The organism is Kosakonia arachidis (assembly GCF_900116535.1).
Classification (GTDB): domain Bacteria; phylum Pseudomonadota; class Gammaproteobacteria; order Enterobacterales; family Enterobacteriaceae; genus Kosakonia; species Kosakonia arachidis.
Genome location: NZ_FPAU01000004.1, coordinates 199169 through 212684 on the forward strand (window position 1 = coordinate 199169; position 13516 = coordinate 212684).

Sequence of the window (13516 nt, forward strand, 5' to 3'; positions counted from 1 at the left end):
ACCATGCAGAAATTTCGAGTCTCTTTATTAAGCCTGGCTTTATTGCTGGCTGCGCCGGTGGCGCCGTTTGCTGTCGCGAAAACCACTGTTGCGACCACTGCCGCACAACCTGAAATTGCTTCAGGTAGCGCGATGATTGTCGATCTGCAAACCAATCAGGTGATCTACTCCAGTCACCCGGATCTGGTGCGTCCTATCGCTTCCATCACCAAGTTGATGACCGCGATGGTGGTACTGGATGCCCATTTACCACTGGATGAGAAACTCAATGTTGATATCAGCCAGACGCCTGAAATGAAAGGGATTTACTCCCGTGTACGTCTGAACAGCGAAATTAGCCGTAAAAACATGCTGCTGCTGGCGCTGATGTCGTCAGAAAATCGCGCGGCCGCCAGCCTTGCGCACCATTATCCGGGTGGTTACAACGCGTTTATCGCCGCGATGAATGCCAAAGCCAAAGCGCTGGGCATGACCAATACGCATTATGTTGAACCGACCGGGCTGTCGATTCACAACGTTTCTACCGCACGCGATCTGACTAAACTGCTGATTGCCACCAAACAGTATCCGCTGATTGGGCAACTGAGCACCACGCGCGAAGAGATGGCGACCTTCAGCAATCCAGCCTATACGCTGCCGTTTCGTAATACCAACCATCTGGTCTACCGCGATAACTGGAATATTCAGTTGACCAAAACCGGCTTTACCAATGCGGCAGGACACTGTCTGGTGATGCGGACGGTGATTAATAACAAGCCGGTGGCGCTGGTGGTTATGGATGCATTCGGCAAATTTACGCACTTCGCCGATGCTAGCCGTTTACGTACCTGGATTGAAACCGGGAAAGCACAGCCGGTTCCGGCGGCAGCGCTGAGTTATAAGCGCCAGAAAGCGGCGCAGATGACACAGAATAACAGTGCCGCGGGCGAGCAAACCGCACAGAACGATTAATTACTCCGGCAGCGTCCAGTCACCGTCGTTGAGTGGACGCTGCATAATCAGCGTATCCCGCCAGTCCCCTTTCTTGTAGCCGACGCTACGTAGTTGTCCGACAATCTCAAAACCGTGTTTTTTATGCAGCCTCAGGGAGCCGGAATTATTATTGCCGTCACCAATCACCGCAATCAGTTGCCGCCAGGGCCCCTCTTCACAGCGTGCAATCAGGGCGCTCATCAGCGTTGAACCTATTCCGCGACCGGTCATGTTGGCATCGACGTAAATCGACTCTTCCAGCGTATAGCGATAAGCCTGACGCGGACGATAGAAACCGGCGTAGCAGTAGCCAACGATAATGCCGTGATACAGCGCAACCATCCACGGCAGGCCATCGCTGGCGATTTTGCTCATGCGGACGCGCATTTCATCAATTGTCGGGGGAACTTCTTCGAAGGAGGCGCGACCGTGTAGCACGTGCCAGGCGTACAGTGATGCAATGGCATGCACATCGTCGGGCGTGGCGTCGCGCACCTCGACAGCAGGGCCAGAGAGAATATCGACAGCGGACATGGAAAGGTGTGCTCCTTCAAAGCGGGGAGCCAGAGTAATGTTTCTCTGGCGTTTTTCGTTACTCTATTACGAAAGGAGCACACAATACAGTCTGTATACTCGTCATACTTCAAGTTGCATGTGCGTTGGCTTTTTTATTCGGCTCATCCCTGAGCCTTACCTCTTCGGGGCCGCTGCTTACAGCGTTCAAATCTGCTCCCGGCAGATTTGTCGCTCACCCCAGTCACTTACTGGAGTAAGCGCCTGGGGATTACTGAGAGACATCCTGTCTCTCACCGGAGGCCAACCTTCGGTTGGGCAAATTCGTTCCCGACGAATTTGTCGCTGCGTCGCCGCCTTCCTGCAACGCGAATTATTTAGGGTATATAATGGCTATTTTATCGCCACATTGGCGTGATTATCTGCCGTTAACTCATCTTGCCAGAATTTACGCTTAGTGGTTTTTCCGATGCCGGGATTCATGCTGTTTGTTGGATCATTTTCCCGATAAAACTGTTTCAGCGTTTCTGCGGCTTCATACAGGTGACCCACGTTATGTTCTGCAGGGTATTGCGCACCGCGCTGGCGCAGCAGTTCGAGCATTTGCTCTTTCAGCGCATGGGCGTCGACGCCTTTTTTGACGATGTAATCCTGGTGGAAAACGTGGCACATAAAGTGACCATAGTAGAGTTTGTGCACCAGTTGGTTGTCGATTTCCGGCGGCAGATGCTCAAACCACTCGGTATCGTTGCGCCTGAGAGCGATATCAAGAGCCAGAATATCTTCCACTTCGTCGGCATGTACCGCCTGATAGCGGATCGCTGCACCGGCGGCGGCAAAGCGGTGTAAAAAGGCTTTGCTCCCTTCCTCCGGCGTACAGACGAAAAAGCCGCCTTCGGCGCTGGTGAAATAATTCGTCAGCCAGTTTTGCGCTTCCGCAATGCCGTCACCGGACATCTTCAGCAGCAGATGATGCTCATACTTATCGCGCCATGTTTTCATACGAGACGGCAGGTGCGATGGAAAAATGGCGCTGATTTTTTGCAGTGAACGGTCAATAAAGTGCGGTTTGAACAGCGGCGCTTTATCCAGCAGCGCTTCGGTGCGTCCCTTCAGGGTAAAGAACAGCGGCATTTTGTCGGTGCCGAGCTTGTCTATCATCAGGAAAGTATCTTTACCATAGCGTTCGGCAATATCGTAAATATCGCGGTGCATATATTCGCCCGCCACCGGCAGGTGGGCGAAGTTCGCCAGAATGTGACGGCGGATCTCCGTTAATACGGCGGTCTGATTGGTGCCGATATAGAACACCTGCTGCTGTTTTTCTGCCGGGAAAGTATCCAGACGCACGGCAAAAACCGCGAGTTTGCCCGCACAGCCAGAGGATTCAAACAGCCGATCCGGATCGGCGTTGTAGCGCGCCGGGGTATCGGCTTCGACATCACGCACGCGCGTGATGTAATTACTATCGTGGCCGTGACGTTGATCGTGGCGTACCTTATCCGCTTTGATACTTTCGTCATCCAGCGCGCTGAGGATCTGTTCTGGCGTTTCCCCCAAATCAATGCCCAGATGGTTAACCAACTGCAATTTGCCCTGCTCGTCGATACGGGCGAACAGCGACATCTCAGTATAGGCCGGGCCGCGCTGCACTAAGGAACCACCGGAGTTATTGCAGATCCCGCCAATCACCGAGGCGCCAATGCAGGAAGAGCCAATCACCGAGTGCGGCTCGCGGCCCAGCGGTTTAAGCGCCTTTTCCAGTGAGTAGAGCGTGGTGCCTGGATACGCCAGCACCTGCTCACCGTTATCCAGCAGATGCAGCTTGTCGAGCCGCAGGGTGCTGATAATCACAATATCACGGTCATAATCATTGCCGCTGGGCGTTGAGCCTTCTGTCAGGCCAGTATTCGCCGCCTGCATCAGGATGATTTTGTCAGCGCTGACGCAGGCATGCAGCACGCGCCACAGCTCCACTAAGGTTCCAGGAAATACAACCGCCAGCGCATCGCCGTGGCCAGAGCGAAAGCCTTTCCGGTAGCGGGCGGTTTTGGCGGGTTCGGTCAATAGGTGAGACGCGCCGACCAGTCGTTTCAGCTCGTGTAAAAATGTATGGTTCTCGTTTGAAGTTGCGAATGACATATTCCACTCCTGGTGGTAAGTCAGCATTTTTGTGCCTGTAATAGTAGTCCTGCTAAACCTGACAGGGGAGCGAATTCGCAGAAAAATCAGAGTCCAACTCTGCAAGACATGCCAGGATTATGGCACACTGCGTTTTTTTCGCGGTCTGTTCCCCGGTTAGGGGTGAAATACAAGAGAGTAAATACGACATGAAATGGCTATGTTCTGTAGGTGTCGCGGTGAGCCTTGCGCTGCAACCCGCGCTGGCTGAGGAGTTGATTGGCAACCATCCGCTGACGCCGGAAGCAAGGGATGCATTTGTCACTGAGTTGCTCAAAAAGATGACGGTTGATGAAAAAATTGGCCAGTTACGTCTTATCAGTGTTGGCCCGGATAACCCGAAGGAAGCTATCCGCGAGATGATCAAAAAGAGCCAGGTGGGGGCGATTTTTAACACCGTCACCCGCCCGGATATCCGCGAAATGCAGGATCAGGCGATGCAGCTTAGCCGCCTGAAAATTCCTCTCTTTTTCGCCTACGATGTGGTTCACGGCCAGCGTACCGTTTTCCCGATTAGCCTTGGTCTGGCCTCCAGTTTTAACCTTGCCGCGGTGCGCACTGTGGGGCGCATTTCTGCTTACGAAGCCGCCGATGACGGCCTGAATATGACCTGGGCGCCGATGGTGGATGTTTCCCGCGATCCGCGTTGGGGGCGCGTGTCGGAAGGGTTTGGTGAAGATACTTTCCTGACCTCTGAAATGGGGCGCACGATGGTCGAAGCAATGCAGGGCAAAAGCCCGGCGGATCGCTACTCAGTGATGACCAGCGTTAAACACTTTGCTGCTTATGGTGCGGTAGAAGGCGGTAAAGAGTACAACACCGTCGATATGAGCCCGCAGCGTCTGTTTAACGACTATATGCCGCCGTACAAAGCGGCGCTCGATGCAGGCAGCGGCGGCGTGATGGTGGCGCTTAACTCGCTAAACGGTACGCCCGCTTCGTCGGATTCCTGGCTGTTAAAAGATCTGCTGCGCGATCAGTGGCACTTCAAAGGCATCACCATTTCCGATCACGGTGCGATCAAGGAGCTTATCAAACATGGCACGGCCGCAGATCCGGAAGATGCAGTGCGTTTGGCGCTGAAGTCCGGCATCAACATGAGCATGAGCGACGAGTACTACAGCAAATATCTGCCGGGGCTGCTGAAATCCGGCAAGGTGACGATGGAGGAGCTGGATGATGCAACGCGTCATGTGCTGAACGTGAAGTACGACATGGGCTTGTTTAACGATCCATACAGTCACCTCGGCCCGAAAGAGAGCGACCCGAAAGATACCAATGCAGAAAGCCGTCTGCACCGCAAAGAAGCGCGTGAAGTGGCCCGCGAAAGCATGGTGCTGCTGAAAAACCGCCTTGAGACGCTGCCGCTGAAGAAAACCGACACCGTGACGGTAGTTGGGCCGCTGGCCGACAGCAAGCGTGATTCGATGGGGAGCTGGTCTGCAGCAGGTGTTGCCGATCAGTCCGTGACCGTGCTGACCGGCATCCGCAATGCGCTGGCCGGTAAAGGCAACGTGCTCTACGCCAAAGGGGCCAACATCACCAACGACAAAGACATCGTTAACTTCCTTAATCTGTATGAACCGGCGGTGGTGGTCGATCCGCGTTCGCCGAAAGAGATGATTGATGAAGCGGTGGCGGCGGCGAAGAAATCCGACGTGGTGGTTGCTGTGGTGGGTGAAGCTCAGGGGATGGCGCATGAAGCTTCCAGCCGTACCGATATCACCATTCCGCAAAGCCAGCGCGATCTGATTGCCGCGCTGAAAGCGACCGGCAAACCGCTGGTGCTGGTATTGATGAATGGTCGCCCGTTGGCGCTGGTAAAAGAGGATCAGCAGGCTGATGCGATCCTCGAAACCTGGTTCGCCGGGACAGAAGGGGGGAATGCTATCGCCGATATTTTATTTGGCGATTACAACCCGTCCGGTAAGCTGCCGATGTCTTTCCCGCGCTCGGTGGGACAGATCCCGGTTTACTACAGCCATCTGAATACAGGCCGTCCGTACAATGCCGACAAGCCGAACAAATACACTTCCCGTTACTTTGATGAAGCGAACGGGCCGCTCTATCCATTCGGTTATGGCCTTAGCTACACCACGTTCAAAGTCTCTGGCGTGAAAATGTCCGCACCGTCGATGAAGCCTGGCGACAAACTTACCGCCAGCGTGGAGGTAACCAACACCGGCAAGCGTGCGGGTGAAACGGTGATCCAGATGTATTTGCAGGATGTCACCGCGTCGATGAGCCGTCCGGTGAAACAACTGCGCGGCTTTGACAAGGTGAACCTGCAACCGGGTGAAACCAAAACCGTCAGCTTCCCGATCGATGTGAATGCGCTGAAGTTCTGGAACCAGCAGATGAAATATGTTGCGGAGCCGGGCAAATTCAACGTCTTTATCGGCGTTGATTCCGCACGCGTCAATCAGGGCGAGTTCGAACTGCGTTAATCTCTTCCAGGCCGGGCAACCGGCCTGATTTTTTCCGCTATACCTTATTCCTTTATCGTTTAGGGCTTTCATGCGACAAATCCGCTATTTTTCGGCTACGCTTTTTTCTCAACCTGCTGAAAAAGGCGGCAAAAAATGAGGAAAGTAGAATGACAATCACCCATAAGATTGCGTGCTCACTGCTGCTAATGGCGGCCACCAGCCTGCCGTTGCAGGCAGCGGAACCGGTGAAAGTGGGATCTAAAATAGATACTGAAGGTGCGCTGCTAGGCAATATCATCTTGCAGGTACTGGAAAGCCATGGCGTAAAAACAGTTAATAAAGTGCAGCTTGGCACCACGCCGGTGGTGCGCGGGGCGATTACCTCTGGCGAGCTGGATATTTACCCCGAATATACCGGCAACGGCGCATTTTTCTTTAAAGATGAAAATGACCCCGCATGGAAAAACGCTCAGCAGGGTTACGAGAAAGTGAAAAAACTCGATGCCGAGCAGAATAAGTTGGTCTGGCTGACGCCCGCTCCGGCGAACAACACATGGACGATTGCCGTTCGTCAGGATCTGGCGCAGAAAAATAAGCTCACCTCCTTAGCCGATCTGAGCCGTTACTTGAAAGAGGGCGGTGAATTCAAACTGGCGGCATCGGCAGAGTTTATCGAACGCACTGATGCGTTACCGGCCTTTGAGAAAGCGTACGGCTTTACACTGAAACAGGATCAACTGTTGTCGCTGGCTGGCGGCGATACGGCTGTGACCATTAAAGCTGCCGCGCAGCAAACCTCCGGCGTGAATGCGGCGATGGCCTACGGCACGGATGGCCCGGTGGCGGCGCTGGGGCTGCAAACGTTGAGCGATCCGAAAGGTGTGCAACCGATCTATGCACCTACGCCGGTGGTGCGAGAAGCGGTGTTAAAAGCGTATCCGCAACTGGATGCGTGGCTGAAACCGGTCTTCGCCAGCCTGGATGAAAAAACGCTGCAAAAACTGAACGCCAGCATTGCCGTTGAAGGGCTGGATGCGAAAAAAGTGGCAGCCGATTACCTGAAAGAAAAAGGGTTGGTGAAATAAGCGCTGTTATGGAGGATTCGCAACGTTGCCATAATCGAGTGCTGCTGTTATTGATGGTCATCGGGCTGCTGGCAGCCTGGCTACCGTTTATTAACTATGCGCCAAACCGGCTGGTATCGGGTGAAGGCCGCACGTTGTGGCAGCTGTTTCCGGCGTTTTGGCTGTTGGCACCTTGTCTGCTGTTGATACTCAGCTTTGTGCCTGGGCGCGTTGCGCAAATCGGTACGTTGCTGCTGGCCGAAGCGCTGTTCTGCCTTTTGTTGTGGAGTGCGGGCAGGGCAGCGACGGAGCTGGCGCAGTCTGGCAGTGCGCTGGCGCGAACATCGCCGGGAAGCGGGCTGTGGTTGTGGCTGGCGTTGACGCTGCTGACCTGTAGCGACGCCATTCGCCGCCTTGCCAGCCACCCGGTCTGGCGCTGGTTGCTCAATGCGCAAATCTGGTGCCTTCCGCTGTTCTTACTGCTTAGCGGCGAGCTGGATGATCTCTCGTTGCTGCATGAATATCGCAACCGGCAGGAGGTGTTCAATGATGCGCTGGCACAGCATCTGACCCTGCTCTTCGGTACACTCATTCCCGCGCTGGCGGTAGGGTTTGCCATCGGTTTATGGTGCTACCGTCATCCGACGCGCCAGGGGCCGGTTTTCACGGTGCTCAATATTATCCAGACCATTCCTTCTGTCGGGCTGTTCGGCCTGCTGATCGCGCCGCTGGCCGGGCTGGTGCTGCACTTCCCGCTACTGAGCCGTTTCGGCATTGCCGGAACCGGCATGACGCCCGCGCTGATCGCCCTTATTTTATATGCCTTGTTACCGCTGGTGCGCGGCGTGGTCGCAGGGCTTAACCAGGTGCCGCAGGAAGTGCTGGAGAGCGCCGAGGCGATGGGCATGAGCGCACGCCAGCGTTTCTGGCAGGTACGTATGCCACTGGCGCTACCGCTGCTGCTACGCAGTTTGCGCGTCGTGGCGGTACAAACGGTCGGCATGGCGGTGATCGCAGCGCTGATCGGCGCTGGAGGCTTCGGCTCGCTGGTCTTCCAGGGACTACTGAGCAGCGCGCTGGATTTGGTGCTGCTTGGCGTGATCCCGGTTATTGCACTGGCCGTCGTCGTGGATGCACTGTTTGGTTTAAGCCTCGCGCTGCTGAAGGTAAAACAACATGATTGAATTTAAAAATGTCAGCAAAACCTTTGCGGGACAGCAGGCCGTCAGCCATCTCGATCTGCATGTCAAAACGGGGGCTTTTTCGGTACTGATTGGCACCTCTGGTTCCGGAAAATCGACCACTCTGAAGATGATCAACCGGCTGGTAGAACATGATGATGGCGCGATTTATTTTGCCGGTGAGGATATTCGCCAACTTCCGGTCCTGGAGCTGCGCCGTCGTATGGGGTATGCCATCCAGTCGATTGGGCTGTTCCCGCACTGGACAGTAGCGCAGAACATCGCCACCGTGCTGCAACTGCAAAAGTGGTCACGCGGCCAGCGCGACGCGCGGGTGGATGAACTGATGGCGCTGCTGGGACTGGATGTTTCGCTGCGCGATCGTTTCCCGCACCAGCTTTCCGGCGGGCAACAGCAGCGGGTCGGCGTTGCTCGCGCGCTGGCGGCCGATCCAGAAGTGCTGTTGATGGATGAACCTTTCGGTGCGCTGGATCCGGTCACCCGCTCGGCATTGCAGCAAGAGATGGTGCGCATTCACCGTCTGCTTGGGCGCACCATTGTACTGGTGACTCACGATATCGATGAGGCGTTACAACTGGCGGATCACCTGGTGTTGATGGATAAGGGGAAAGTGGTACAGCAAGGGACACCGCTGACGCTGCTGACCGCGCCGCACAACGATTTTGTCCGTGAATTTTTCGGTCGTAGCGAACTGGGTGTGCGCCTGCTGTCGCTGCGCCAGGTGAAAGGCTATCTGCGCCGTGAACCGGTTTATGAGGGGGAACCGCTGCGGGCGGAGATGACGCTGCGCGAAGCGTTGTCGGCGTTTGTCGCCCAACAGTGCGAAATCCTGCCGGTGCATGATGACAGCGGCCAGCTCTGCGGCAGTCTGCATTTTCGTGATTTATTACGCGTGGAGGCTAGCGGTGAGGCTTCTGCGTGATCCCCTGTTATGGTTAATCGTGCTGTTTGTGGCACTGTTACTGTGGCTGCCGCACAGCGCCGTGTTGTTCAGCGCACTGTTTCCGCAACTGCCGCGCCCGGTCTACCAGCAGGAGAGTTTTGTGTCATTAGCCGCGTCGCATTTTGCGTTGGTCGGTATTTCCAGCGCAATTGCCATTGTGCTGGGCATAGGTGTCGGCATTGCGGTGACCCGTCCGACCGGGCGCGAGTTTCGTCCGCTGGCGGAAACCATCGCTGCAGTCGGGCAAACTTTTCCGCCGGTGGCGGTGCTGGCGATTGCCGTACCGGTCATGGGGTTTGGTAAAGAGCCAGCGGTGATTGCGCTGGTGTTGTACGGGATTCTGCCGATTTTACAGAGCACGCTGGCCGGTATTTCCGCCGTCCCAGAGAGCGTACAAATCGTGGCGCAGGGCATGGGAATGAGCGCGCGGCAGCGGCTGGTGAAAGTAGAGCTGCCACTGGCGGCGCCGGTGATCATTGCCGGCGTGCGTACCTCGGTGATCATCAATATCGGTACGGCGGCGATTGCCTCAACGGTGGGCGCGAGCACGCTCGGTACACCGATTATTATCGGGTTGAGCGGTTTTAATACGGCTTATGTTATTCAGGGGGCGATTCTGGTGGCGCTGGCCGCGATTATTGTCGACCTGGCATTTGAGCGGTTGACGCGCTGGCTCAGCCAGCACCGCCACGCACAATAAACGAATAACCTGCGAGCATCACGCCGCCGATGCCGCCGATGGCCATCAGCAGAAAAACCGCGATGACGATAATTTTACCAGCCTTCATATGTCGTTCCTTTTGTTAAGGCAAGTAGTATAAAGGGAGCCGTGTTGTTGATAAAACATTAAATACCGAGAAGCGCAACACGGTGGCCGTTTTCCTGCCATGTCAGCAACTGCTGCAGTTGCGCTGTTGTCGGGCTTTCTCCGCACCACACCAGCAGCGTCTGGCCGTCAAACATCTCCGGGCGCAAATGGCTGAGTGAATGTGCCAGCACATCCACCCGCCAGCCTTGCTGGCTGGCAATCCAGCCTTCCAGCCATAAACGGGGAGTGTCGTGAATATTCCAGCCGATCACCAGTGCGTCCTGGCCGCTCTTTCTGCGTGCCAGCGCCAGAGAGCCGGAAATATGGCTAATCAATATGCCATCAAGCAGGCTGAGCATAGCTTGCAAGGCGGGTTGTGGGTTCTGCAGGCGATGGCGTAAAGGCATAATCAGGTTGCTGGTCAGCGTGCTGGCCGGGTAGTCGCGTTCGTGCTCTTTGATCCAGTTGTGCAGTTGCTGCTGATTACCCTGTTGCAGATAGCGCAGTGCGGTCTCTTGCTGCTCCCGCCAGGCGTCGCGAACCTCATCAGGTTCGCTGGAAAGCAGGTTTTGTACTTTGCTGACCTGAACGCCATTACTGATCCAGCTTTTGATTTCCCGAATGCGGTCGATGTCCGATTCAGTAAAGAGTCGGTGGCCGCCATCCGTGCGTTGGGGTTTCAATAATCCGTAACGTCGCTGCCAGGCTCGCAGCGTGACGGGATTGATATCGCATAACAACGCCACTTCACCAATTGTGTAATGCGCCATAGTTTCACCTTCGCTTACTGGCTCCCACTTTAACTGTAGCCTCTGGCAGTCGCCTGAAGAGAAATTGACAAAAAATTGCCTGGACGGCAGGCGAAAGGTGAGTTCTCTGGTAAGACTTTGTGATTCAGAGCACGATTTACTGTTTTTTTGCAGCGCTTCAAAGAAACGCACGGCGACTCCATGTATGGTACGCGCTTTAGTTGATGTGGTATTTGCCGGTATGTACGAATTCAATCTGGTGCTGTTGCTGCTACAACAGATGTGCGTGTTTCTGGTTATCGCCTGGTTGATGAGTAAGACGCGCCTGTTTATCCCACTGATGCAGGTTACCGTCCGTCTGCCGCACAAATTATTGTGCTATGTCACCTTCTCTATTTTCTGCATTCTTGGCACCTATTTCGGGCTGCATATCGAAGACTCTATTGCGAATACCCGGGCGATTGGCGCGGTAATGGGCGGCTTGCTCGGTGGCCCGCTGGTGGGCGGTCTGGTTGGACTGACCGGTGGCCTGCACCGCTACTCGATGGGGGGCATGACGGCACTGAGCTGTATGATCTCTACCATTGTCGAAGGGCTGCTTGGCGGCCTGGTACATAGTGCATTGATTAAGCGTGGCCGCACCGATCTGGTTTTTAGTCCGTTCACCGCCGGGGCAATCACCTGTGTGGCAGAGTTGACGCAGATGCTGATTATTCTGCTGATTGCCCGCCCCTTCGACAGCGCCCTGCATCTGGTGCAGAGCATTGCCGCACCGATGATGGTCACCAATACCGTTGGCGCCGCACTGTTTATGCGTATCCTGCTTGATAAACGCGCCATGTTCGAGAAGTACACCTCGGCGTTTTCCGCCACCGCGCTGAAAGTGGCTGCTTCCACCGAGGGGATTTTGCGCCAGGGTTTTAACGAAGAGAACAGCATGAAAGTGGCGCAGGTACTTTATCAAGAGCTGGAGATTGGTGCAGTGGCCATTACCGATCGCGACAAGCTGCTGGCTTTTACCGGCATTGGTGACGATCATCACTTACCGGGACGGCCGATCTCTTCAGTCTGGACGCAGCGTGCCATCGAAACCGGCGAAGTGGTATACGCCGACGGCAATGAAGTGCCGTATCGCTGCTCGTTGCATCCGCACTGCAAATTAGGTTCGACATTAGTCATTCCTCTACGCGGCGAAAACCACCGTGTAATGGGTACTATCAAGTTATACGAGGCTAAAAATCGTCTGTTCAGCTCCATTAACCGCACGCTGGGCGAAGGGATAGCACAACTTCTGTCGGCGCAAATCCTCGCCGGGCAGTACGAACGGCAGAAGGCGCTGCTGACACAGTCGGAAATTAAACTACTGCATGCGCAGGTGAACCCGCATTTCCTGTTCAATGCGCTGAATACGTTAAAAGCGGTGATCCGCCGCGACAGTGACCAGGCCGGGCTGCTGGTGCAATACCTCTCGACCTTCTTTCGCAAAAACTTAAAGCGCCCGTCAGAGATCGTCACACTGGCAGATGAAATTGAACATGTGAATGCCTACCTGCAGATTGAAAAAGCGCGCTTCCAGTCGCGGTTACAGGTGCAGTTACATGTGCCGGAGGCGCTGTCGCATTTGCAACTACCAGCATTTACGCTGCAACCGATTGTCGAGAATGCCATTAAGCATGGCACATCGCAGCTGCTCGGCGTCGGTGAGATTTCGATCAATGCCAGCCAGGACGGGGAGCATCTGCTACTGGCGGTGGAAGATAATGCGGGTCTGTATCAACCGAAAGATGATGCCAGCGGGTTGGGGATGAGCCTGGTGGATAAACGGTTGCGCGCCCGCTTCGGTAACGACTGCGGTATCAGCATTGCCTGCGAACCGGATCTGTTTACCCGCATTACTTTAAGGCTCCCGCTGGAGGAACAGGCATGTTAAAAGTGCTGATTGTTGATGATGAACCGCTGGCCCGGGAAAACCTGCGTATTCTGCTTCAGGAAGAGAGCGATATAGAGATTGTTGGCGAGTGCGGTAACGCCGTGGAAGCGATTGGCGCGGTGCACAAGCTGCACCCCGATGTACTGTTTCTTGATATTCAGATGCCGCGCATTAGCGGGCTGGAGATGGTCGGCATGCTCGATCCCGGCAATCGACCTTATGTGGTGTTTCTTACCGCCTTTGATGAGTATGCGGTGCAGGCGTTTGAGGAACATGCGTTCGATTACCTGCTAAAACCTATAGAGGCACGTCGTCTTGAGAAGACGTTGACGCGCCTGCGGCAGGAGCGCGGCGTGCAGGATATGTCGGTGCTGCCGGAGAACCAGGAGGCGCTGAAATTTATTCCTTGCACCGGGCACAGCCGTATCTGGCTGTTGCAGATGGATGAGGTGGCGTTTGTCAGCAGTCGGATGAGCGGCGTTTATGTCACCAGCCAGGAGGGGAAAGAGGGTTTCACCGAGCTGACGTTGCGTACGCTGGAGAGTCGCACGCCGCTGGTTCGCTGTCATCGCCAGTATTTGGTGAATATGGCACACCTGAAAGAGATTCGCCTTGAAGATAACGGCCAGGCGGAGCTATTGCTACGCGACGGGCTGACGGTGCCGGTCAGCCGCCGCTATCTGAAGAATTTAAAAGAGGCGCTGGGGTTGTAAATTCCTGTGCGA

The 13516-nt window shown here is 55.1% G+C and carries 12 protein-coding genes; 8 read left to right on the forward strand and 4 right to left on the reverse strand.

The features are described 5' to 3' along the window. The first annotated feature begins 3 nt into the window (after positions 1-3). Positions 4-951 (forward strand): D-alanyl-D-alanine endopeptidase, encoded by a 948-nt coding sequence (pbpG, locus tag BM427_RS15875; RefSeq protein ID WP_090123111.1) that lies wholly within the window; start codon positions 4-6, stop codon positions 949-951. Here pbpG and BM427_RS15880 read toward each other — a convergent pair whose 3' ends face one another. Continuing rightward, positions 952-1506, reverse strand: a complete 555-nt coding sequence (locus tag BM427_RS15880) for a GNAT family N-acetyltransferase (protein WP_090123113.1) — start codon at positions 1504-1506, stop codon at positions 952-954. Positions 1507-1878: 372 nt separating this feature from the next. Beyond that, complete coding sequence (gene dld / locus BM427_RS15885) at positions 1879-3627, reverse strand: D-lactate dehydrogenase (RefSeq protein WP_090123115.1); 1749 nt, start codon at positions 3625-3627, stop codon at positions 1879-1881. 188 nt (positions 3628-3815) lie between these two features. On the opposite strand from dld, the gene bglX reads away from it, so the two are divergent. From bglX to BM427_RS15910, 5 genes are all read left to right on the forward strand, one after another. After that, complete coding sequence (gene bglX / locus BM427_RS15890; RefSeq protein ID WP_090123117.1) at positions 3816-6113, forward strand: beta-glucosidase BglX; 2298 nt, start codon at positions 3816-3818, stop codon at positions 6111-6113. Between the two features lie 149 nt (positions 6114-6262). After that, positions 6263-7180 carry a glycine betaine ABC transporter substrate-binding protein OsmF gene (osmF, locus tag BM427_RS15895; RefSeq protein ID WP_090123120.1) on the forward strand — a complete coding sequence of 306 codons (918 nt, stop codon included), beginning with the start codon at positions 6263-6265 and terminating at the stop codon, positions 7178-7180. Positions 7181-7188: 8 nt separating this feature from the next. Beyond that, entirely contained in the window at positions 7189-8343 is a 1155-nt protein-coding gene (locus BM427_RS15900) for an ABC transporter permease (RefSeq protein WP_090123121.1), read from the forward strand. Continuing rightward, positions 8336-9283: an ABC transporter ATP-binding protein gene (locus tag BM427_RS15905; protein ID WP_090123123.1), complete on the forward strand. Its 948-nt coding sequence runs from the start codon at positions 8336-8338 to the stop codon at positions 9281-9283. The genes BM427_RS15900 and BM427_RS15905 overlap by 8 nt, the downstream gene beginning before the upstream one ends. Next, positions 9267-10004, forward strand: coding sequence for an ABC transporter permease (locus tag BM427_RS15910; protein ID WP_090123125.1), 738 nt, complete (start codon positions 9267-9269; stop codon positions 10002-10004). The genes BM427_RS15905 and BM427_RS15910 overlap by 17 nt, the downstream gene beginning before the upstream one ends. On the opposite strand, the gene BM427_RS15915 is transcribed toward BM427_RS15910, so the two are convergent. Together BM427_RS15915 and mlrA are read right to left on the reverse strand one after the other, a co-directional pair. Further along, positions 9979-10092: a protein YohO gene (locus tag BM427_RS15915; RefSeq protein WP_090123127.1), complete on the reverse strand. Its 114-nt coding sequence runs from the start codon at positions 10090-10092 to the stop codon at positions 9979-9981. The genes BM427_RS15910 and BM427_RS15915 overlap by 26 nt on opposite strands. A 58-nt stretch (positions 10093-10150) precedes the next feature. Next, positions 10151-10882, reverse strand: a complete 732-nt coding sequence (mlrA, locus tag BM427_RS15920) for an HTH-type transcriptional regulator MlrA (protein ID WP_090123128.1) — start codon at positions 10880-10882, stop codon at positions 10151-10153. A gap of 220 nt (positions 10883-11102) precedes the next feature. On the opposite strand from mlrA, the gene BM427_RS15925 reads away from it, so the two are divergent. Then, the gene (locus BM427_RS15925) at positions 11103-12791 is read left to right on the forward strand and encodes a sensor histidine kinase (protein ID WP_090123836.1); all 1689 of its coding nucleotides are present in this window, start codon (positions 11103-11105) and stop codon (positions 12789-12791) included. Then, the gene (gene btsR / locus BM427_RS15930; RefSeq protein ID WP_090123130.1) at positions 12785-13504 is read left to right on the forward strand and encodes a two-component system response regulator BtsR; all 720 of its coding nucleotides are present in this window, start codon (positions 12785-12787) and stop codon (positions 13502-13504) included. The genes BM427_RS15925 and btsR overlap by 7 nt, the downstream gene beginning before the upstream one ends. Positions 13505-13516: the final 12 nt, after the last annotated feature.

What these genes read in the sequence shown, in the direction of transcription:
- pbpG (WP_090123111.1), top strand. Translation starts at nt 4, where the DNA reads ATGCAGAAATTTCGAGTCTCTTTATTAAGCCTGGCTTTATTGCTGGCT.
- BM427_RS15880 (WP_090123113.1), bottom strand. Translation starts at nt 1,506, where the DNA reads ATGTCCGCTGTCGATATTCTCTCTGGCCCTGCTGTCGAGGTGCGCGAC.
- dld (WP_090123115.1), bottom strand. Translation starts at nt 3,627, where the DNA reads ATGTCATTCGCAACTTCAAACGAGAACCATACATTTTTACACGAGCTG.
- bglX (WP_090123117.1), top strand. Translation starts at nt 3,816, where the DNA reads ATGAAATGGCTATGTTCTGTAGGTGTCGCGGTGAGCCTTGCGCTGCAA.
- osmF (WP_090123120.1), top strand. Translation starts at nt 6,263, where the DNA reads ATGACAATCACCCATAAGATTGCGTGCTCACTGCTGCTAATGGCGGCC.
- BM427_RS15900 (WP_090123121.1), top strand. Translation starts at nt 7,189, where the DNA reads ATGGAGGATTCGCAACGTTGCCATAATCGAGTGCTGCTGTTATTGATG.
- BM427_RS15905 (WP_090123123.1), top strand. Translation starts at nt 8,336, where the DNA reads ATGATTGAATTTAAAAATGTCAGCAAAACCTTTGCGGGACAGCAGGCC.
- BM427_RS15915 (WP_090123127.1), bottom strand. Translation starts at nt 10,092, where the DNA reads ATGAAGGCTGGTAAAATTATCGTCATCGCGGTTTTTCTGCTGATGGCC.
- mlrA (WP_090123128.1), bottom strand. Translation starts at nt 10,882, where the DNA reads ATGGCGCATTACACAATTGGTGAAGTGGCGTTGTTATGCGATATCAAT.
- BM427_RS15925 (WP_090123836.1), top strand. Translation starts at nt 11,103, where the DNA reads ATGTACGAATTCAATCTGGTGCTGTTGCTGCTACAACAGATGTGCGTG.
- btsR (WP_090123130.1), top strand. Translation starts at nt 12,785, where the DNA reads ATGTTAAAAGTGCTGATTGTTGATGATGAACCGCTGGCCCGGGAAAAC.